Below are 19,776 nucleotides of genomic sequence, written 5' to 3'. Positions count from 1 at the left end.
ACAGGCTGGCGGTTTGCGGCCCGCTGGCAGGCAGCGGCGCGGCTTCGGCGTGCATCAGGTCGGCGGGTAACGGCGCACTGCATCCAGGATCGATAACAACTTCGGTGCCGAACGGACGTTGAAATCGTGCGTAGCGAGCGTTCGATCGAGGTCGTCTCAGGTGAATGTGTCCGCTGCTCATGGTCGTATGCGAGACGTCTTGGCATCCGCAATTGCGAAACGAAGACCGGATTGGACGAATCCGTTCACAAGTGCAAATGGTAGCGGCGCTGGAAACTTCCAGGCTCGACTGCATGCTCCATCCGTTCCGATTTCTCGCTTGACAAAGTTACAGACCTGTCCGTAATATTAAAATTAGTTACAGGTTAGTCACTTTACTGTGAGCGGTCGTGCGGGAGATAGAACCAGACACTTTCTCAGGCTGTCCCAAGACATCGTCAATGTCGAAGGCAGTGCCATCGCCCGTGGCCACCCGATCGGGGCAACAGAGACCGTACTTACCACCGGCCTTATTCGATGCGTCGTAATGGTTTCGAACGGAGCATCGTCACCTCGTGCATCGGCGGCGAGGAAGGGGCGAGGAAGATATTCGGCTCGCGCTCGAAACCATTGCATAAGGCTGGGACGGGATCATGGATCAGTTGAACGAGCAGCGTTATCTGGAAGATTTTGCAGTGGGACAGACGTTCGGCTCAGGCCGGCTGCGCATCGACAAGGAGCGGGTCCTCGCGTTCGCTGCCGAGTTCGATCCGCAGCCCTTCCATCTCGATGAGGCGGCGGCGCGTCACACGATTTTCGGTGGCCTGGCCGCCAGCGGCTGGCACACCGCTGCCGTGACGATGCGGTTGATGATTGAGACCGAACTCAAGCCGGCTGGCGGCTTTGTCGGCGCTGGCCTTGACGAGTGCCGCTGGCCCCGGCCAGTGCGACCCGGTGACGAGTTGCGCGTCGAGTGCGAGGTGATCGAGGTGAGGCCGTCAAAGTCACGTCCAGAGCAGGGTCTGATCAAGCTCCGAACCACCACCCTGAACCAGGACGACCAGGCCGTGCTCGTGCATGTCGTGAACATGGTTGTGCCGCGCCGGAAGCAACATTCGTCTTGATCCCGGAAGGGGGATATTCATGGACATCGGTTTCATCGGCTTAGGCGTCATGGGACAGCCCATGGCGCTCAATCTGGCCCGCGCTGGCACACAACTCGTTGTCTGGAACCGCTCGCCTGACAGATGCGAGCCGTTGCGAGCGGCCGGCGCAAGCGTCGCGGCCCATCCTGCCGAGGTATTTAAGCGGACCCGAGTGGTATTCCTGATGCTGGTCGACGGCGACGCAATCGACGCCGTCCTCGGCCGTGGCTCCTCGCAGTTCACCGCGAACGTTGCGCACCACACGATCGTCCACATGGGGACGACTTCGCCTGACTACTCGCGCGCACTCGAAGCCGACATTCGCAACGCCGGTGGCAGCTACGTGGAAGCACCCGTCTCGGGCTCGCGCAAGCCCGCGGAGGCGGGCCAGCTCGTGGCTATGCTGGCGGGCGAAAACGCGGCCATCGAAAGCGTCCGCCCTCTGCTCGAGCCAATGTGCCATCAGACGATCGTGTGCGGCGCGGTTCCAAACGGCCTTCTCATGAAGCTCGCGGTGAATCTGTTTCTGATGACCACGGTAACCGGCCTTGCGGAAGCGGCTCATTTTGCCGAACGGCATGGTCTGGACATGCAGCAGTTCCGCGCCATTATCGACGCCGGTCAAATGGCGAGCGACATCTCACGCGTGAAAATTCTCAAGCTGGTGACGCGTGACTTCGATGTCCAGGGTTCGGTCACCAATGTGCTGGAGGTTAATCGGTTGATTGCGGAAGCGGCCCGGGAAGCCGGGATCGCGTCGCCACTACTGGATGTCTGCTTCGCGCTATTCGGTGAGACGCAGGCGTTGGGGCACGGGCGGGCCGACATCGTGGCCGTCGTTCAAGCACTCGAAGCAAGAACCAATTCCGGCAAATGATCGCGTTCGACTAGGCCAGCAATTTCGTGGCAGCGTCGATGAGGTCGCCCCTCAGATCGCCCGGCGCCGCTATCAAACCGGTGACGTAGGCGCCGTTGATGATCAGCGTGATCTGAGACGCGGTGCGTTTGGGATTACTCACGCCCAGTCTGGCAACGATCGCTGCGAGCCTCGCCCGCATTTCCTCCTTGTTATCCCGGGCGATAACCCGGCCTGGGTAGTCGTCGTCGGGAAACTCCGTCACCAGGTTAAGAAAGGGGCAGCCGCGATAGGCGGGGTGCGCAATCCGTTTCGCGACTCCAGATAGCAGCGCGTTTAACAAGGCCCGCGGGTCTTCAGCGTGCTTCTCTTCGACGTCATCCCACCACGCCCAGAACGACCGGTCTTTCTCGGCGGCGAAGGCGGAGATCAACGCGTCCTTCGATTCAAATACGCGATAGAGGCTTGTCTTCGATACCCCGGATTGCTCAACGACCCTGTCGACGCCGATGGCACGGATGCCCTCTCGGTAGAACAGGTCGCTTGCCGTCGCGAGGATACGCTCACGTGCGCTGACTTCGCCCTTGGGTGGGGCTCCCCGCCGGGGTCGGGCTCCTGTCTTCATATCCGCCAACTCCTTTCATTCGGATTCTCCGGTTGACAAAGTAACAGATCTGTACCTACTATGAAAGTTACGTACAGGTCTGTTACTTTAAAGGACGATAGCCATGCGCGTGATCGAAGCGGAAACCTTTTCGGGCTATGGCGGATTGCGGCAGATCGAACTACCCGCGCCGCAACCGGTGAAGGGCCGGGTGCTGGTTCGCGTGACGGCCGCCGGCGTCACGCCGCTCGATCACACGATCCTGTCGGGTGGGCACCCTCGAGCCAAAGCGCCGCTGGTGCTCGGCAATGAGGGCGTCGGTGTCATCGAGAACGCAGGCGACTCCGGGCTCGAGGTGGGGAGCCGCGTGATGTTCACGGGACCCTATGGCGTTGGTGAGAATGGCACATGGCAGGAATGGCTGCTTGTGAGGCCAGAACATCTGGCGTCGGCTGACGCGATCGGGGACGTCGTCGCGGCCAGCCTTCCGGTGGCTTATCTGACGGCACAGATCGCCCTCACCGACGCCGGGTTCAAGCCGGGCATGACGGTGCTGGCTCCGGGAATCGGCGGGTCGGTTGGCAACGCGACCTATCAACTCGCGCGGGCGCAGGGCGCTGGCAAGGTGATCTCTACGGCTGGCAGCGCGACGAAAGCCGCGAGGGCGCGCGAACTTGGTTTCGAGGACGTGATTGACCTCACCGCGGAAGGTCTTGCCGACGGCGTTCGCCGGATAACGGCCGGCAAGGGCGTCGATATCGTCATCGAGAGCATCGGCGGCAATGTGACGAGTGAGGCATTGAGCAGCCTGGGGCGAGACGGTGTCCTGATCACGCTGGGCTACTCCGCTGGCCGCAGAACTACGATCGACGTCACGGACCTCATCTGGAAGGGCGCGCGGATGGCCGGCTTCTCCCTGTTCGCCCAGTCACCGGCCACGATCGCCACTGCGTGGCGGCACATCATCCCGTTAATCGTAAGCGGATCAGTCAAACCGGTCGTCGAGCGGGTCTACCCCCTCGCTGAAGCAGGCGAGGCCCTGCGTCACCTGATAGAGGATCGGCCGTTTGGAAAAGTCATTTTGACGATGTGACCGGCATCGCTAGCGGATATTCACAGCTCCCGCGCGCGCGCCTGTTCCATTGGTGCGGTCCCCGTGCCTTGGCCGAAGCAGGTCAGGCGATGAGTGGACGAGGTTCGCTCGACTCGATGCAATCATGAGGAGGTCGTCATGTTGAATTGGCAGGTAGGCGCGGTGAAGATCACCTGCGTGGTCGAAACTTTGATGTCCGTTTCCTTCGATCCGGAGGGCTTCTTCCTTCGTGACGCGACGCCGGAGGCGCTGAAGGCCAGCCCATGGCTGTATCCGCATTTCGTCAACGAGGATGGCTCGCTCAACGTGGCCGTCCAGGCCGTGCTAGTGGAGGCGCCGGGGCTGAGGCTGATGGTTGACACCTGCATCGGCAACGACAAGCCGCGCCGTCTGGTGGGCGGAAACCCGCTCGCGACGCCGTTCCTGCAACGTCTGGCGGATGCGGGCTGGAGCCGCGACAGTGTCGACGCCGTGATCTGCACCCACCTGCACGTAGACCACGTGGGCTGGAACACCATGCTGGTGGACGGCAAGTGGGTTCCTACCTTCCCCAAGGCCCGCTACCTGATCGGCAAGCGCGAATTTGAACATTGGAGCAACGAGGGCGACGAGGAGCAGCAGGCGATCATGGGAGATAGCGTGCAGCCGATCTTCGACGCAGGCCTGGTCGAACTGGTGGAGATGGACCACCGCGTCTCGCCTGAGGTCCGCCTGAGGCCAACCCCTGGTCACACGCCGGGCCATGTCAGCGTCGTGATCAAATCGGAAGGGCAAAGCGCGGTGATTACCGGCGACATTGCCCATCATCCCTGCCAAATGGCGCACCCCGATTGGGCAACGAGCCTCGACAGCGACACCCAGGCCGCGACGACCACCCGCGCGAAGCTGTTCGCAGAGTGGGCCGACCAGCCGATCCTGGTCATCGGCACCCATTATGCCGCGCCGACAGCAGGACATGTGAAGCGCGACGGGGCAGCGTTCCGGTTCGAGGTCTAGCCGTCACACGGCCAACAAGATGATCGACTGCCTGGCCGGCGTTGGTTGGTACGCGCAAACCACCTTCGAATGCAGCCGTGCATGGGCGCTCGGCTATTTTTTGGCAGTTGCCAGCCCGGAGGCGTTGCCATCGGGATTTGCAATCAATGGAGTAATCGCTATGGGTAAGTTGCAGGGAAAGGTGGCCGTCATCACTGGCGGCTCGTCGGGGATAGGCTTCGCCGCCGCGAAGCTCTTCGTCGCCGAGGGCGCATATGTTTTCATCACCGGCCGTCGCCAGAAGGAGCTCGACGAAGCCGTGAGGGCCATCGGGGACAATGTGACCGGCATCCAGGGAGACGTCGCCAAGTTGGCCGATCTTGATCGTTTCTATGAAAACGTCAAAGCGACAGGACGAAGAATCGACATCGTCTTCGCCAACGCTGGCATCGCTGAGTTCGCCGCCTTGGGCAATATCACCGAAGTGCATTTCGACAAACTGTTCAGTACCAACGTGAAGGGAGTGCTCTTCACGGTCCAAAAGGCTCTGCCGCTCTTGAATGACGGCGGATCGATCATTCTCACGGGTTCCGTCGCGAGCGCCAAAGGGACACCTGCCTTCTGGGTATACGGCGCGACCAAGGCCGCCATCCGCAATTTCGTACGAGGATGGACTGTGGAGCTGAAGGACCGTCGTATCCGTTCAAACGTCCTTAGCCCGGGGCCAATTGATACCCCGGTCATTGGTCACCAGCCTCCGGACGCCATCGCGAGGATTTTATCCACCATCCCGATGGGACGCATGGGGGAAGCCGACGAAGTTGCCAAAGCTGCTCTGTTTCTTGCTTCGGATGACTCGAGTTTCGTCACGGGCATCGAACTCTTCGTGGACGGGGGCAGAGCGCAGATCTGACCGTCAATTGCTTCGCTCCGAAACAAAGCATGGCGCCTTCTGGCTAACTCTCCGTAAAGCCAATCATCCTCCATGCAAATAGGATCACATAGCAGCGCTCATGCCGTCTTTGCATCTGTTACCACGTCGGCTCGGTGCACTGGAACTACGTCGCTACGATCGGGCGCCGGGATCGTTCGAGCGACACGATTCGCACCGTTGATGTCACCACATGGTCGAAAAAAAACATCGGTGGCACCTACACATTCGAACACGGGCACATGCTTCTTTGGACGCGCCTCCCTAATCCGGAAGTTCGGCCCGTGTTTGCCAGACGCGAAGAGTTGAAGGCACGTGTTGGCGAAGAGGTGGCCGACGCAATCGTCAACCAGACGCGCAACCTGTGTATCTATCCGAATTTGTACGTGATGGATCAGATCTCCACTCGAATTCGGGTCGTCCGTCCGATCTCTGTCGACAAGACCGAAGTTACCATCTACTGCTTCGCACCACGCGACGAGAGTGACGAGGTCCGCAATGCACGAATCCGTCAATACGAAGATTTCTTTAACGTCAGCGGCATGGGAACGCCTGACGATCTCGAAGAGTTCCGCGCATGTCAAAGCGGCTACAGGGGTAGCGCAGCTCAGTGGAATGACCTGAGCAGGGGCGCACCACGCTGGATTAGCGGACCCGACGATAACGCGCGTCGCCTCGGTCTTGCACCACTCATGAGCGGGGTGCGAATGGAAGATGAAGGATTGTTCGTGCAACAGCACACGTATTGGGCCGAAACGATGCTCCGCGGCATTGAGGCCGAGCCGAAGGTGTTTAATGTTCAGCCGGTTGAGGTCGCACAATGACTTCGTTAGAAAGCCCATACCTGGACATTTGTGCGTTCATCTTTCGCGAAGCTCGTCTTCTCGACGACCGCAGCTGGGACGAATGGCTCGAGTGCTATGACCCGAAGGCGGTGTTCTGGATGCCGTGCTGGGATGATGCCGAGACGCTCGTCGACAACCCGCGCAAGCATGTGTCACTGATCTACTACTCCGATCGCATGGGGCTCGAAGATCGTGTTTTCCGGCTCAGATCAGAGCGCTCAGGTGCCAGCACGCCTGAACCTCGCACTACTCACAACATCGCCAACGTCGAAATCCTTAAACGAACTGAAGGACAGATCGAGGCGCGCTTTAACTGGCACACGATGAATTACCGCTACAAGTTGCTCGATCACTACTTCGGAACCTCGTTCTACACCTTGAGGGTCAGCAGCTCCGGGCTGTCAATCCTGAACAAGAAGGTGGTGCTGAAAAATGACCTGATTCACCAGGTCATCGACGTGTATCACGTGTGATTTTCGAAGGTGGGTGCTTATCATGCTTCACTCAATTGCTTTGCGGTTCGAGGACGATGTTACACATTTCATCACGTCGTCTGAACACGAAACTGTAGCCGACGCCGCGTACCAGCACGGCATCAAAATCCCCCTCGATTGCAGAAACGGAGTGTGTGGGACCTGCAAGGGTTTCTGTGAGCACGGGGAGTATGACGGCGGCGACTATATCGAGGACGCCCTCAGTTCCGATGAGGCGCGCGAGGGTTTTGTGATCCCTTGTCAGATGCGGGCGCGCACTGACTGCGTGGTAAGGATCCTCGCGTCGTCTTCGGCCTGCCAGGTCAAGAAATCGACCATGACGGCCCAAATGACGGAGATTGACCGTGGCAGCTCGTCCACGTTGCAGTTCACGCTGGCGGTTGATCCTTCCTCAAAGGTGGATTTTCCACCGGGGCAGTACGCGCAGCTGAGATAAATTCTTCCGAAACGGACAGTCGCGCGATCGGCGACGAGCGAACTAAGGCGACTGAGGATAGTGAGGAGTTGCCTGACTAAGGCAAACCCATGGTTGTGCACTAGATGTCCAGATATCCAGCATCGGCTGAAACTCCGACGGATTGTCCAGCGTAGGGAAACGGATGGACATAACTTCTGGAGCAGTCTCGCCACGCGTGAACAGGGGAGAGCCGCAATCGGAACAAAAGCTGCGAGTCGCGAGCCTGCCACTGCCAGCACGAACCGAGTACGTCTTTGGCGTGCCGGTGATCGTCATGTCCGACACCCGCACGATGAAGCCGGAAGCAAAAGGAGCACCACTTGAGCGCTGGCAGTCTAGGCAGTGGCAGTTTAGCGTCGCTACCGGCGCGCGCGAGCATACATAGCGGATCGATCCGCATGCACACCCGCCGGAAAATGGGGCAGTCATATCGCTGTTTCCTCCTGCCGCCTAACTTGTTTTCACTGGCATCTGACAGATGCCCCGCTCGAAGCTTGCTACTTGGCACTCCCTCATCGCGCGCAGTGTAGCGCCGCCGACATCACAAGGCAAATGGCCGGTTTCACACTCGCGAAAGTCCGGTTAAGCTAATCTTGACTGCCCGCTACGGGTCGTAGAACACTCATTCGCCAACAACGAAAGCTGACACTCGCCGACACCCAGTCGCGAATGTCGGCAAAGCGGCCTGGGACGGCCGCACGTTCCTGATCGGCCACCGTCAGCTTTGTCCAAATAGTGCGCATACCCTGGCCGCTACGTTTCGGATTCCTCCTACCGACGCAGTTGCGATAACGAGCAATACGCACACCCTCCACAAAAAAGAGAACCCGCCCTAAACAATCCCATCCACCGCCTTCGCAAGCCTGCCCACCGCACCGTCAACATCATGCAGTTTGTCCAACCCAAACAATCCAATGCGGAAGGTCTTGAAATCTTCAGGCTCGTCGCATTGAAGGGGAACGCCGGGCGCGATCTGCAAGCCGGCATCAGCGAACTTCTTGCCGGATCGTATTCCGTCATCGTCCGTGTAGCTGACGACGACGCCCGGAGCCTCGAAACCTTCGGCCGCCACGCTTTTGAAACCGTTGTCCACCAGGAGCGAGCGAACGCGCTTGCCGAGTTCAAGCTGCTCCGTTCTCACTTTATCGAAGCCGTATGCCTCGGTCTCCTTCATGACGTCACGCAATGTCGCGAGACCGTCCGTGGGCATCGTTGCGTGGTACGCGAATCCACCGTTCTCGTAGGCTTCCATAATCTGCAGCCATTTGCGAAGATCACAAGCGAAACTGGTGCTGGTAGTTGCGTCGATTCTTTCGCGCGCAAGCTGGCTAAGCATGACCAGCCCGCAGCACGGTGACGCGCTCCATCCCTTTTGCGGCGCGCTGATCAGGACGTCAACGCCGCTCGCCTTCATGTCGACCCAGACCGTGCCGGAGGCAATGCAGTCCAGCACAAACATGCCGTCGACAGCATGCACAGCGTCGGCCACCGCGCGCAAATAAGCGTCCGGCAGCATGATCCCGGATGCGGTTTCGACATGCGGCGCAAAGACCAGATCCGGCTTGTTTTCCCTGATCGCAGCGACCACCTCTTCGATCGGTGGCGGTGCATAGGCAGCCTGTCTCCCTTGTTCGGCCGGCCGCGCCTTCAGCACGATCGATTCAGACGGAATGCCGCCCATGTCGAAAATCTGCGACCAGCGAAAACTGAACCAGCCATTCCGGATGACAAGACACTTCCTGTTTGTTGCGAACTGCCGGGCAACGGCTTCCATGCCGAAAGTCCCGCTGCCCGGCACGACAACGGCCGACTTCGCGTTGTAGACCTTCTTCAGGGAATCGGAAATATCGCGCATGACTCCTTGAAAGAGCTGCGACATATGATTGATTGATCGGTCGGTGTAAACGACTGAATATTCGAGGAGTCCGTCGCGGTCGACATCGGGAAGTAAGCCTGGCATGTTTGTCTCCGGTTATAGACGAATATAAGCATCGAAAGCTGATTCTAACGAAAGCCACCTGTGGCTGAGGCAAAAGGCATTTTGGCATTGTTGCAGTTGTACCAGAGTGCGCATAACTCGCGGCGCACTTTGTTCACGCTTCGTGTTCAATGTCTCCACGCTGGCAGGGCTAATTTTTACGACCATTTGAGGCATGCTTTCGTTCATCGGTCGCGCCAATCAGGGCGCGCGCCAGGTAACGGAGAACGAGACATGAGCAAGACATACAGAATTGCAGCCATTGCCGGTGACGGCATCGGTCAGGAAGTGATGCCCGAGGGCGTGCGTGTGGTGGAAGCGGCGGCCGCGAAGTTCGGCCTTTCGATCGAGTTCACGCACTTCGACTGGGCGAGCTGCGACTATTACCTGCAGCACGGCAAGATGATGCCCGACGACTGGTTCTCCACACTCAAGGGCTTCGATGCCATTTATTTCGGCGCCGTGGGTTGGCCCGACAAGGTGCCCGACCATATCTCGCTGTGGGGGTCGCTGCTGAAGTTCCGCCGCGAATTCGACCAGTACGTGAATCTGCGTCCGGTGCGCCTGCTGCCCGGCGTGCCGTGTCCGCTCGCGAACCGCAAGCCCGGCGACATCGACTTCTTCGTGGTGCGCGAGAACACCGAAGGCGAATACAGCTCGGTGGGCGGCAAGATGTTCGAAGGCACGGATCGGGAATTCGTGCTGCAGGAATCGGTATTCACGCGGCACGGCGTGGACCGCATCCTCAAGTACGCGTTCGAACTCGCGAACCAGCGTGGCCGCAAGAAGCTCACGGCCGCCACCAAATCGAACGGCATCTCGATCAGCATGCCGTATTGGGACGAGCGCGTGGCCGCGATGGCCGAGTCCTATCCGGACGTGACATGGGACAAGCAGCACGTCGACATTCTGTGCGCGCGATTCGTGCTCCAACCGGATCGCTTCGACGTGGTGGTGGCGTCAAACCTGTTCGGCGACATTCTGTCCGATCTCGGTCCGGCCTGCACCGGCACGATCGGCCTTGCCGCGTCGGCGAATCTGAATCCGGAGCGCACCTTCCCGTCGCTGTTCGAACCCGTTCACGGTTCCGCGCCGGATATTTTCGGCAAACAGATCGCGAACCCGGTTGCCATGATCTGGTCGGGCGCGATGATGCTCGATTTCCTCGGCAATGGCGATGACCAGTTCAAGGCTGCACACGACGCGATCATGCAAGCGATCGAGACAGTGCTGGTGGACGGTCCGCGCACGCCGGATATGGGCGGCACGGCGAACACGACGGCGGTGGGCAAGGCGGTTGCCGCCGCGCTCTGAGCTGCGTCCAGGTCACGCGAGCGAGGCGGCAGCGCCGTGCTAAGCGATCGCCGCGCCCGTGCTGCTGTCCGCAGCGTGCGGCGCAGCCGCGGCCATATCGGCGGGCTGCGCCGCGCGGCACAACGCCGTGAGCCACACGTCGTCGCCGTGCGGCGACACGCGGGCATGGCCTTGCTCGACCACCAGCCGGCAGGTATCGTCTGGCAGCGACGCGCGATAGAGCACGCGGTAATCCGTGCGACGCGCGAGCGCGTCGTTCACGGCCGCCTCGCGCGCCGCCCGGTCTTCCGGATGAATGTGATCCGACAGTTCCACGTAATGACGGGGTGCCTCGGCAGGGTCGACGCCGAACAGGCGGCACCATTCGTCGGACACGATCAGCGCATCCTGACCGCGCAGCCAGCGCCATGCGCCGAATCCCGCAATGCGCGCGGCGTCGTTGAGCAGTTGCAGGCGCTCCTGCTGCGCGCGCTCGGCTTCCTTGCGCGTGGTGATGTCCATGGTGGTACCCACCACGCGCACGGGCCGCCCCGCATCGTCGAGCAAGGTGGCCACGCGCGATTCGATCCAGCGGATCGATCCATCGGGCATGATGATCCGAAAATCCCACACACGGGGCACCTGGCTCGCGACCAGGTCTTTCATGGCGTCCGCATTCAGCCAGATCGAATCTTCGGGATGCAGGATCTCCCAGAACTCTTCGTTGCTGTGAATTTCGCGGCCATAGAGCTTCGCGCAATTGCTCGAATAGATGAGCTCGTCGGCGACCAGATTCCATTCCCACGTCACGATGCCCGCCAGTTCCTGTGCGTGCTTCATGCGTGCTTCGTTCGACATGATCTCGGCCGTGTAGCGGCGGCGCAGGTCGGTCATGGGCAGCTCGGTGGCGCCCACAATGCCCAGGTCTTTCACGGCTTCGTCGCCGTAGCGCAGCCAGACCCAGTTCACCTCGAGAAACGCGGCGAGGCGGCGCAGGTTCGAATAGTCGATCTCGCCGCCACGTGTCCACTTGTGCACGGCGGGGCGTGAAATGCCGACTGCGTCGGCAATTTGCTGCAGACTCAGCTTCTTGTGCTCAAGCAGCACTTTCAGACGAAACGCGAACGTATCCTCGGACATCCATTCCCCTCTGTGACGGTCGCGCGGTCAAACGAAAAGGCGGCATACGCGCGGGGCCGATGCCGCCAATCATGCCGCCGGTGCTGGACAGGGCGCGCGGCCCGGAGCGTCGTCCGCCCGCGGTTCTTTTGCTAGTTTAACGGATCGTCGCTGGGCGCAGTACGCCGGGTGCCCTTCCCCACCGAGCCACCTAGAGGTTGATGACGAGGCGCGGCGTGCGCGAGCGTGACACGCACAGCAGGATGGTCTTTTGCGCGGCCTTTTCGTCGTCGTCGAGGTACTGGTCGCGATGGTCCGCTTCACCTTCCAGAATCGGCACTTCACACGTACCGCATACGCCCTCGCGGCACAGTGATTCCACTGTCACACCGGCGCGTTCAATCGCTTTAAGAATGGTTTCGTCTTCGGCCACTTCGAGCTCGATGCCCGACTTCGCCAGAACCACAGTGAATGCCTTGCCGCCGATATCGGTCGCGGCGAACTGCTCCGAGTGCAGTTGCGTCTTCGGCCAGCCGAGCAGTGCGGCGTTCGCATGGACTGCATCGTTGAGCCCTTGCGGGCCGCAGACATAGACGTGCGCATCGGCGGGCAGGTTCTTGAAGAGCTTGAGCAGGTCGAGGCGCTGGCCTTCGCTCTCGACATAGCAATGCACGTTGGCAGCGTGCGGACCGGACTTCAGTTCGTCGACGAACGCGCCGTGCTCGGGACTGCGGTACGCATAGTGCAATTCGAATTCGGGCGCGCCGCCAGCATCGGGACCGTGTTCGGCCAGTTGCGCGAGAAACGGCGTAATGCCGATGCCGCCCGCGATAAACACATGTTGCTTCGCTTCGCGCGCGAGTTCGAAAAGATTCGCGGGCGAGCCGATCGCGAGCCGCGTGGCCACGCCGACCTTGTCGTGCATGAACGCCGAGCCGCCGCGCGACGCCTCTTCACGGCGCACGGCGATCTGATACTGGCGCGTGTCGTGTGGCGAACTGAGCAGTGAATAAGCGTTGTGATGCCATTGCGCGCCGTCCTGCATCGAGACAAGCACGTGGGCGCCGCCGCTGAACGGCGGCAGCGGCGCGCCATCGGGCAGCGCGAGCGTGAAGCGCTTGATGAGCGGAGTGAGTTGCTCGACGGCGACGACGTCGACAGTAATCGATTCGCGGGCGTTCATGGTGCCTTCCTTGTCCGCAAACCGCGCGGCGCGCGGTGCGTATTTGCTTCGTGATTGCCCGGCGTTCTCGCGGGCAGGATGATCTTCGATTCGAAAGAGCGGATGCGGCGCGAGCCGCATCCGTGTGCAGGTCCGCATGCGGGTTAGCGCGTGACGCCGCCCATGCAGAGGTACTTGATCGACAGATAGTCTTCGATGCCGTATTTCGAGCCTTCGCGGCCGATGCCCGACTGCTTCACGCCGCCGAACGGCGCGACTTCGTTGGAGATCAAACCCGTGTTGATGCCAACGATGCCGTATTCGAGCTGCTCGGCCACGCGCCAGATGCGGCCGATGTCACGGCTGTAGAAATACGCCGCGAGCCCATAGATCGAATCGTTGGCGAGCTGCACGACCTCGGCGTCGCTCGAAAAACGCACGATCGGCGCAACCGGTCCGAAGATTTCTTCGCTCAGCACAGCCATGCCCGGCTTTGCGTCGGCGAGCACGGTGGGCGCGTAGAAGTTGCCGCCACGCGCGTGCACCGCGCCGCCCGTGACGACACGCGCACCTTGCGCGACGGCGTCGCGCACGAGACTGTCGACCTTGTCGCGCGCCGCTTCGTTAATGAGCGGCCCGATGTTCACGCCCGCGGCGAAACCGTCGTCCACGTTGAATTCGGCCACGCGCGCCGCAAAGCGTCGGCAGAAATCGTCGTAGACCGAGTCGTGCACGTAGAAGCGGTTCGCGCAGACGCATGTCTGCCCCGCGTTGCGGTACTTCGAGAGCAAGGCGCCTTCAATCGCGGCATCGAGATCGGCATCGTCGAATACGATGAAGGGTGCGTTGCCGCCAAGTTCCAGCGAAACCTTCTTCACGGTGTCCGAACACTGGCGCATCAAAAGACGGCCCACTTCCGTCGAACCCGTGAAGGTGAGCTTTTTGACAAGCGGGTTCGACGTCATTTCGAGGCCGATCTCGCGCGACTTGCCTGTGACGATATTGATCACGCCCGCCGGAATGCCCGCCTGCTCGGCGAGCACCGCCAGCGCGAATGCGGAAAGCGGCGTCTCGTTGGCGGGCTTGATGACGATCGTGCAGCCTGCCGCCAGCGCGGGCGCGGCCTTGCGCGTGATCATCGCGGCCGGGAAGTTCCACGGCGTGATGGCGGCGCATACGCCCACCGGTTCGCGCGTCACCACGAGGCGCTGGTCCGGGTTCGGGCTCGGGATCACGTCCCCGTCAATGCGCTTGGCCTGTTCGCCGAACCACTCGATGAACGAAGCCGCATAGGCAATCTCGCCGCGCGCTTCGGCGAGCGGCTTGCCCTGCTCGCGCGTCATCAGTTCAGCGAGCGCGTCCTGGTTCGCCATGATCAGCTCGAACCAGTTGCGCAGCAGGCGCGCGCGTTCCTTCGCGGTGCTCGCGCGCCACGCGGGAAACGCGCGGTGCGCGGCTTCGATGGCCGTGCGCGCTTCACTCGCGCCCATGTTCGGCACGCGCGCGAGCCACTCGCCCGTGGAAGGATTGGTGACGTCGAGCGTGGCGCCGTCCTGCGCGTCGTGCCACTGGCCGTCGATATAGGCCTGCTGGCGCAGCAGCCCGGATTGTTCTAGCAAAGTCATGCGTAAGTTCTCCTTGCCGTGCGCGGCATCAGTCCTGATAGTGCTGTGCGAGCAGATTGTGGAAATGCGCGATGCCGTGCTCGCTAATGCCACTGCGCTGCTCATCGACCATAATGCGGCCCTGGCCGCGATAGCCGCGCGATTTCAGGCCCTTTTGCACGCTCTCCACGAGACGCAGATCTTCGGGGCGGAACACCGTGCGATACCACTCGATCAGCTTCTGCTGCTCTTCGGTCGGTTCGTCGTTGAGGAAGTAGATGTCGTAGTGCTGGAGCGTGACTTCCGCGCTCATCGGGAATTCATAGATCACCGTCATGAAGTCGCTGCCCGGCGGCACGTTGAACATGGTGCACGGCCACGCCCAGTAACCATGGAAGCTCGGGTCCTTCACGGAAGGATCCAGTTTGAACGAGCGCTCCGACGATTGCGCATGGCCAAACTGAACCGTCCAGTTGCCTTGCAGCGTGTGCGTGTACTTATCGATTTTCACCGAGTCGGAAAACCCAGGATGAGCCGGGCCGCAGTGGTAGCACTCCAGGTAGTTGTCGACGATCGACTTCCAGTTGGCCGGCGTTTCGGTGACGAAGCGCGCGGCGAGCTTCAGGTCGTCGATCACGGGGCAGGCACGGCGCAGGCTCGCTTCGAGGCCGGGCAATTGCGCCTCGACGTTGCCAGCCTGCGGGTTGAGGTTGATGAACACGAAGCCCGCGTATTGCTCGACGCGCACCGGCACGAGCGTGGAATTATCCTTGTCGAACGACTGCACGTGATCGCAATTGTTGGCGTGCGCGAGCGCGCCATCGAGCTTGAACGCCCACGCGTGATACGGGCAGGTGATGACATTTTTCGCCTTGCCACTCCCTTCGAGCAACTGGTGGCCGCGGTGCGGGCAAACGTTATAGAAGGCGCGCAGCACTTTGTCCTTGCCGCGCACGAGCAGGATGCTTTCGCCCACCACTTCTCGCGTCACGTAGGCGTTCGCCTCCGCCAGCTCGCTGCCGTGCGCCACGCAGATCCAGGTGTTCTCGAAGATTTTCTTTTCTTCTGCCTTGAATACGGTTTCCGAGGTGTAGTAGTTGGCTGGAATGGTCCAGGCCAGTTCCGGGTTGGCGCAGAAATCGGCCGGCAGCCTGGGCAGTTCGGGTTTCTTATGGAATTCGATCGGGAGATAGGTCATGGGGTCCGCCGCACTGAGTAAGAAAAATTAACTATCAGTTACAACAAAACTATTGGTTAACGGCAATATAAAAGAATTCGTGGCGAGAGTGGATCAGGGTTATCCCTCGACACCGATGTTCTTTGCGCGTGGGATCGATGCGCAACAGCTATTCTGTCTGCCAGATGCGCGGCGGCGCCAAGCACAAGCGTGGCATATTGATTTTTGAGACATAGTCAATAGGAGAATGCGATAGTGGGCCGGAATCCCTCGCGTTGCGTAATATCGTTAACCGTTGGTTCACTGTTAACCAAAGGCTAATCGCACTGTGTCCAGAAACTGGCGTTTCCGGTTTTGGGCGCGGCGCGCAAAGCGGGCTCGCACGGTGACGAGCCCCTTAGGCCACCCCGCAACTGGAGGAGACATGTCACAAGAGGCAATCGCTGACGCGCTGGCTGGCGAGCCGTCGCGCACCAAATCGCGGATCGAGTCCCGCTCGATCGACTACGTGCCGCTCGCCGAACGCAAAGGCAAGGCCTGGCATCTGTGGCCCGTGTGGTTTACGGGCGACGCCAACCTCGCGACCATCGCGGCCGGTGCAATCGGTATCGGCATGGGCGGCAATCTGCTGTGGAGCGCGATTGCCATCGTGCTCGGTAACGTGCTCGGCACGTTCTTCATGGCGTTCCATTCGAGCCAGGGGCCGCAGCTCGGGCTGCCGCAAATGATCCAGTCGCGCCCGCAATTCGGCTACATGGGCGCGTTGCTCGTCTGGGTCGTCGCGCTCGTCACCTATATTGGCTACAACTCGTTCAACCAGCTCATGGCGGGGCAGACCGCGCATCATCTGCTCGGCACTGAACCGCACGTGAGCTATATCGTCTTCACAGTCATTGCGGTCGTGCTCGCGGTGTTCGGTTACGACCTGATCCACAAGGCACAACGGTGGCTGGCGTTCACGCTGCTCGTAGCGCTCACCATTTTCAGCGTGGGCATGTGCGTGAAGGTGCAATTCCCGGCGGGCCAGTTGAGCCTTGCGGGCTTCAAGGCGACGCCGTTTCTCGTGCAGCTCTTTGCGGCGGCGGCGTATCAGCTTTCGTGGTCGATCTATGTGTCCGACTACTCACGCTATCTGCCGCCCAATACCGGCGTGCGTGCGACGTTCTGGTGGACCTTTCTTGGCGCGCTCATCGGCGGCGTGTGGATGATGCTGGTCGGCACCGCAGCGGCGGCGCTCAATGCGCAAATCGAGATCTCAGACGCGGTGCAACGCGCCGGCGACCTGATCTATCCCGGCTTCGGCACGGTCACGCTGTTGCTCGCGTTGCTGGGCCTGCTCGCGATCACGGGCCTGAACTTCTATGGCGCCTCGCTCACGCTGCTCAGCATCACTGATTCGTTCAGGCCGCTCAAGTCGAACGCGACCAAACGCATCATCAGCCTGCTTGTCGTGGCGCTGATGGCGACGTCGCTCGCGTTCGCGGCCTCAGACAACTTCATGGGCAAGTTCGGCGACTTCCTCGGCATTCTCGGCTATCTGTTCACGCCCTGGACCGCCATCAATCTCATCGACTTTTTCGTCGTGCGCCACTCGCACTACTCGGTGCGCGAAATCTTCAATCCGCGCGGCATCTATGGACGCTGGAACTGGCGCGGCCTGACTGCCTACGCCGTGGGCTTCGTCGCAATGGTCCCGTTCTTCAAGACGGAGCTCTATACCGGGCCGGTCGCCCAGTGGCTGGGCGGCACCGACGTCGCGATGCTCGTCGGCTTGCCTGTTTCCGCGCTCGTCTACCTGTGGACCTGCCGCTCGCTCGACATCGAAAAAGAACGTCAGCTCGTTCGCGAAGCCGACCGTGGTCTGAACTGATTGCCCTCTGCGACAACACCATGAGATTGAAGATGACAATGCGTACCGCCGCTTCGCGTGCGGCGGTACTGATGCTGGCTGCCCTGCCGTTCGCGGCGCGCGCACAAAGCAGCGTGACGCTGTATGGCGTGATCGACGCAGGCGTGACTTACGTGAGCAATGCGGGCGGCGCGCATCAGGTGAAATTCGACGACGGCGTGTCGTATGCGAATCGCTGGGGCCTCAAGGGCACCGAGGATCTCGGCGGCGGACTGAAGGCGGTGTTCGCGTTGGAGAGCGGATTCCACCTTGGCAACGGGCAGATTTCGAACGGCGGTTCGTTGTTCGGCCGCTTGGCGTACGTCGGTCTGCAAAACGACTGGGGAACGCTGACGTTCGGCAACCAGATCGACATGACGAAGGAAATGGTCTACCTGTACAACGTATCGGCATGGGCAAGCGGTTACGCGATCAACCAGGGCGACTTCGACCGCATGAACGGCGACCATTTGCCGAACGCCGTCAAATTCATGTCGAACACGTTCGGTGGATTCCAGTTCGGCGGCATGTACTCGTTCAGCAATACGCCCGGCGCTTTTCATACCGGCAGCGCGTGGAGCGTGGGCGCGCAGTACCAGCGCGGCGCGCTTTCGATGGGCACGGCGTACACCCAGCTGAACAACCCGTCGGGCATCTACGCGTTCGATCCGTACGCGATGATCGGTGTGCACTCGTTCTTCGGGCGGCCCACGGTGAGCGTCAATCCCGGTACGGGCGCCATCACCGATCTCTATGCGAACACGGCGTTCCCGGTGGACAAGCAAGGTGCGTTCGCTGTCGGCGCCAGTTACGCGGTTGGACCTGTCACCGTGATGGGCGATTTCACCTACACGCAAATCAAGGCGTTCGGCGAAAGCGAGCACATGCTGGTCGGCGAAGGCGGCGCGAATTGGCAAATAACGCCGGCGACGAGTCTTGTCGGCGGATATCAGTACACGAACTTCGACGGGCATCACTGGAACCAGCTTTCGGCGGGGTTGCATTACCTGCTCTCGAAACGCACGGACATCTATGTCTCGGGTGACTGGCTGAAGGCCTCGCAAGGCGTCGACGCCGTGATCGGTTATAGCTTTACGCCGTCGACCACGACCACGCAGGCCGACGTACGTCTTGGCATGCGCCACTCATTCTGATGGAACGGGTGTTGCCGAAGCGTCCCGGCTGCGACCCCGCCGCTCCTCTTCGGTTCTGCACAGCACCATGAAATTGCCCGCATCTCCGGAACTCGACGACCTGCGCGTCTTTTGCGAGGTCGCTCGCAAGTCCAGCTTCTGCGCCGCGGCCGAAGCGCTTTCGGCTTCGGCCGCCTATGTGAGCAAGCGCGTCGGCGTGCTCGAAGCGAATCTCGGTACACGTTTGCTGCATCGCTCGACGCGCCGTGTGGCGACCACGGCGGCGGGCGAGCGCGTGCTTGCATGGGCCGAAAAGATTCTCGACGACGTCGATCAGCTGGTCGAAGACGTTTCCAGCACGCGGTGCGCGCCGCGCGGCACGTTGCGCGTATCGAGCAGCTTCGGCTTCGGCCGCAAGTTCGTGGCGCCGGCGCTGGCCGCGTTGTCGGATCGGCACGCGCAACTGAACGTGCGGCTCGATCTGTTCGATCGCGTCGTCGATGTCGTGAGCGAAGGTTTCGACCTCGATGTGCGGATCGGCGATGAGATTGCCGGTCACCTGATCGCGAAAAAACTGGCGTCGAACTATCGCGTGTTGTGCGCGGCGCCCGCATATCTCGCGCGGCACGGCACACCGCACCGCATCACGGACCTCGAATCGCACGCGTGCCTCGCGATCAAGGAGCGCGACCATCCGTTCGGCGTCTGGCGTCTCGACGCGGGAGGCAGGACGGAAAGCGTCAAGGTAACGGGCCCGCTTTCGACGAACCACGGCGAAGCGGCGGTGCAATGGGCGCTGGCGGGACGCGGGATCGTGCTGCGCTCTATCTGGGACGTGCAGCCGCTGCTCGATGCAGGACAGCTTCAACGCGTGCTGCCTGAGCTCACACAGCCGGCCAACGTATGGGCCGTATTTCCGGAGCGGCTCGCGCAGTCGGCGCGCGTGAAAGTGTGCGTGGAGTTTCTTGCCGAGTCGTTCGCGCTGGCGGGCATCGGCGGTAGCGTGAGCGAGGCTCCGGCCACCGTGAGCGCCTGAATAAAGG

At 61.1% G+C, this 19,776-nt stretch carries 18 protein-coding genes and 1 pseudogene; 12 read left to right on the top strand and 7 right to left on the bottom strand.

Annotated features, from left to right (window positions below; translation table 11 throughout):
• The first annotated feature begins 632 nt into the window (after positions 1–632).
• Both PQR27_RS33545 and PQR27_RS33540 read left to right on the top strand, forming a co-directional pair.
• The gene (locus tag PQR27_RS33545; RefSeq protein WP_408527839.1) at positions 633–1,103 is read left to right on the top strand and encodes a MaoC family dehydratase; all 471 of its coding nucleotides are present in this window, start codon (positions 633–635) and stop codon (positions 1,101–1,103) included.
• A 19-nt stretch (positions 1,104–1,122) separates the two neighbouring features.
• Positions 1,123–2,001, top strand: a complete 879-nt coding sequence (locus PQR27_RS33540; protein ID WP_408527838.1) for an NAD(P)-dependent oxidoreductase — start codon at positions 1,123–1,125, stop codon at positions 1,999–2,001.
• A gap of 10 nt (positions 2,002–2,011) precedes the next feature.
• Here PQR27_RS33540 and PQR27_RS33535 read toward each other — a convergent pair whose 3' ends face one another.
• Positions 2,012–2,605, bottom strand: coding sequence for a TetR/AcrR family transcriptional regulator (locus PQR27_RS33535; RefSeq protein ID WP_408527837.1), 594 nt, complete (start codon positions 2,603–2,605; stop codon positions 2,012–2,014).
• A gap of 103 nt (positions 2,606–2,708) precedes the next feature.
• On the opposite strand from PQR27_RS33535, the gene PQR27_RS33530 reads away from it, so the two are divergent.
• From PQR27_RS33530 to PQR27_RS33505, 6 genes and pseudogenes are all read left to right on the top strand, one after another.
• Complete coding sequence (locus PQR27_RS33530) at positions 2,709–3,677, top strand: quinone oxidoreductase family protein (RefSeq protein ID WP_408527836.1); 969 nt, start codon at positions 2,709–2,711, stop codon at positions 3,675–3,677.
• Between the two features lie 138 nt (positions 3,678–3,815).
• Entirely contained in the window at positions 3,816–4,673 is an 858-nt protein-coding gene (locus PQR27_RS33525) for an MBL fold metallo-hydrolase (protein ID WP_408527835.1), read from the top strand.
• A gap of 160 nt (positions 4,674–4,833) precedes the next feature.
• Entirely contained in the window at positions 4,834–5,565 is a 732-nt protein-coding gene (locus PQR27_RS33520; protein ID WP_408528383.1) for an SDR family oxidoreductase, read from the top strand.
• A 110-nt stretch (positions 5,566–5,675) separates the two neighbouring features.
• Positions 5,676–6,407 (top strand): annotated as a pseudogene (locus PQR27_RS33515) (RHO alpha subunit C-terminal catalytic domain-containing protein); the annotation flags it as partial.
• Positions 6,404–6,901: a benzoate 1,2-dioxygenase small subunit gene (gene benB / locus PQR27_RS33510; RefSeq protein ID WP_408527834.1), complete on the top strand. Its 498-nt coding sequence runs from the start codon at positions 6,404–6,406 to the stop codon at positions 6,899–6,901. The pseudogene PQR27_RS33515 and the gene benB, both read left to right, overlap by 4 nt.
• Before the next feature lie 22 nt (positions 6,902–6,923).
• On the top strand, positions 6,924–7,358 hold the full coding sequence (locus PQR27_RS33505; RefSeq protein WP_408527833.1) for a 2Fe-2S iron-sulfur cluster-binding protein: 435 nt from the start codon (positions 6,924–6,926) through the stop codon (positions 7,356–7,358).
• 42 nt (positions 7,359–7,400) lie between these two features.
• Here PQR27_RS33505 and PQR27_RS33500 read toward each other — a convergent pair whose 3' ends face one another.
• Together PQR27_RS33500 and PQR27_RS33495 are read right to left on the bottom strand one after the other, a co-directional pair.
• The gene (locus PQR27_RS33500; RefSeq protein WP_408527832.1) at positions 7,401–7,808 is read right to left on the bottom strand and encodes a GFA family protein; all 408 of its coding nucleotides are present in this window, start codon (positions 7,806–7,808) and stop codon (positions 7,401–7,403) included.
• A 403-nt stretch (positions 7,809–8,211) separates the two neighbouring features.
• Positions 8,212–9,339, bottom strand: coding sequence for an aminotransferase class V-fold PLP-dependent enzyme (locus PQR27_RS33495; protein ID WP_408527831.1), 1,128 nt, complete (start codon positions 9,337–9,339; stop codon positions 8,212–8,214).
• 252 nt (positions 9,340–9,591) lie between these two features.
• Between PQR27_RS33495 and PQR27_RS33490 the strand changes: the two genes are divergently transcribed.
• Positions 9,592–10,671, top strand: a complete 1,080-nt coding sequence (locus PQR27_RS33490) for a tartrate dehydrogenase (RefSeq protein ID WP_408527830.1) — start codon at positions 9,592–9,594, stop codon at positions 10,669–10,671.
• 39 nt (positions 10,672–10,710) lie between these two features.
• Here the strand turns inward: PQR27_RS33490 and PQR27_RS33485 are convergent, their stop codons facing one another.
• From PQR27_RS33485 to PQR27_RS33470, 4 genes are all read right to left on the bottom strand, one after another.
• On the bottom strand, positions 10,711–11,790 hold the full coding sequence (locus PQR27_RS33485; protein WP_408527829.1) for a PAS domain-containing protein: 1,080 nt from the start codon (positions 11,788–11,790) through the stop codon (positions 10,711–10,713).
• A gap of 190 nt (positions 11,791–11,980) precedes the next feature.
• Positions 11,981–12,952, bottom strand: a complete 972-nt coding sequence (locus tag PQR27_RS33480) for a PDR/VanB family oxidoreductase (RefSeq protein ID WP_408527828.1) — start codon at positions 12,950–12,952, stop codon at positions 11,981–11,983.
• 143 nt (positions 12,953–13,095) lie between these two features.
• Entirely contained in the window at positions 13,096–14,556 is a 1,461-nt protein-coding gene (locus PQR27_RS33475) for an NAD-dependent succinate-semialdehyde dehydrogenase (RefSeq protein WP_408527827.1), read from the bottom strand.
• 28 nt (positions 14,557–14,584) lie between these two features.
• Positions 14,585–15,733: an aromatic ring-hydroxylating oxygenase subunit alpha gene (locus PQR27_RS33470; RefSeq protein WP_408527826.1), complete on the bottom strand. Its 1,149-nt coding sequence runs from the start codon at positions 15,731–15,733 to the stop codon at positions 14,585–14,587.
• Positions 15,734–16,136: 403 nt separating this feature from the next.
• Between PQR27_RS33470 and PQR27_RS33465 the strand changes: the two genes are divergently transcribed.
• The 3 genes from PQR27_RS33465 (at position 16,137) to PQR27_RS33455 (ending at position 19,769) form a co-directional block, all read left to right on the top strand.
• On the top strand, positions 16,137–17,582 hold the full coding sequence (locus PQR27_RS33465) for a purine-cytosine permease family protein (protein ID WP_408527825.1): 1,446 nt from the start codon (positions 16,137–16,139) through the stop codon (positions 17,580–17,582).
• 38 nt (positions 17,583–17,620) lie between these two features.
• Entirely contained in the window at positions 17,621–18,754 is a 1,134-nt protein-coding gene (locus PQR27_RS33460; RefSeq protein ID WP_408528382.1) for a porin, read from the top strand.
• 67 nt (positions 18,755–18,821) lie between these two features.
• On the top strand, positions 18,822–19,769 hold the full coding sequence (locus PQR27_RS33455) for a LysR family transcriptional regulator (protein WP_408527824.1): 948 nt from the start codon (positions 18,822–18,824) through the stop codon (positions 19,767–19,769).
• The last annotated feature ends 7 nt before the right edge of the window (positions 19,770–19,776 follow it).

This window comes from Paraburkholderia fungorum (assembly GCF_046027215.1).
GTDB classification, from domain to species: Bacteria; Pseudomonadota; Gammaproteobacteria; order Burkholderiales; family Burkholderiaceae; genus Paraburkholderia; species Paraburkholderia fungorum_D.
Note: the sequence above shows the minus strand (reverse complement) of the source record. Positions and strands in the feature narration are given on the sequence as shown.

Coding starts and splice junctions, on each gene's coding strand:
- PQR27_RS33545 (WP_408527839.1), top strand. CDS start 633: ATGGATCAGTTGAACGAGCAGCGTTATCTGGAAGATTTTGCAGTGGGA.
- PQR27_RS33540 (WP_408527838.1), top strand. CDS start 1,123: ATGGACATCGGTTTCATCGGCTTAGGCGTCATGGGACAGCCCATGGCG.
- PQR27_RS33535 (WP_408527837.1), bottom strand. CDS start 2,605: ATGAAGACAGGAGCCCGACCCCGGCGGGGAGCCCCACCCAAGGGCGAA.
- PQR27_RS33530 (WP_408527836.1), top strand. CDS start 2,709: ATGCGCGTGATCGAAGCGGAAACCTTTTCGGGCTATGGCGGATTGCGG.
- PQR27_RS33525 (WP_408527835.1), top strand. CDS start 3,816: ATGTTGAATTGGCAGGTAGGCGCGGTGAAGATCACCTGCGTGGTCGAA.
- PQR27_RS33520 (WP_408528383.1), top strand. CDS start 4,834: ATGGGTAAGTTGCAGGGAAAGGTGGCCGTCATCACTGGCGGCTCGTCG.
- benB (WP_408527834.1), top strand. CDS start 6,404: ATGACTTCGTTAGAAAGCCCATACCTGGACATTTGTGCGTTCATCTTT.
- PQR27_RS33505 (WP_408527833.1), top strand. CDS start 6,924: ATGCTTCACTCAATTGCTTTGCGGTTCGAGGACGATGTTACACATTTC.
- PQR27_RS33500 (WP_408527832.1), bottom strand. CDS start 7,808: ATGACTGCCCCATTTTCCGGCGGGTGTGCATGCGGATCGATCCGCTAT.
- PQR27_RS33495 (WP_408527831.1), bottom strand. CDS start 9,339: ATGCCAGGCTTACTTCCCGATGTCGACCGCGACGGACTCCTCGAATAT.
- PQR27_RS33490 (WP_408527830.1), top strand. CDS start 9,592: ATGAGCAAGACATACAGAATTGCAGCCATTGCCGGTGACGGCATCGGT.
- PQR27_RS33485 (WP_408527829.1), bottom strand. CDS start 11,790: ATGTCCGAGGATACGTTCGCGTTTCGTCTGAAAGTGCTGCTTGAGCAC.
- PQR27_RS33480 (WP_408527828.1), bottom strand. CDS start 12,952: ATGAACGCCCGCGAATCGATTACTGTCGACGTCGTCGCCGTCGAGCAA.
- PQR27_RS33475 (WP_408527827.1), bottom strand. CDS start 14,556: ATGACTTTGCTAGAACAATCCGGGCTGCTGCGCCAGCAGGCCTATATC.
- PQR27_RS33470 (WP_408527826.1), bottom strand. CDS start 15,733: ATGACCTATCTCCCGATCGAATTCCATAAGAAACCCGAACTGCCCAGG.
- PQR27_RS33465 (WP_408527825.1), top strand. CDS start 16,137: ATGTCACAAGAGGCAATCGCTGACGCGCTGGCTGGCGAGCCGTCGCGC.
- PQR27_RS33460 (WP_408528382.1), top strand. CDS start 17,621: ATGCGTACCGCCGCTTCGCGTGCGGCGGTACTGATGCTGGCTGCCCTG.
- PQR27_RS33455 (WP_408527824.1), top strand. CDS start 18,822: ATGAAATTGCCCGCATCTCCGGAACTCGACGACCTGCGCGTCTTTTGC.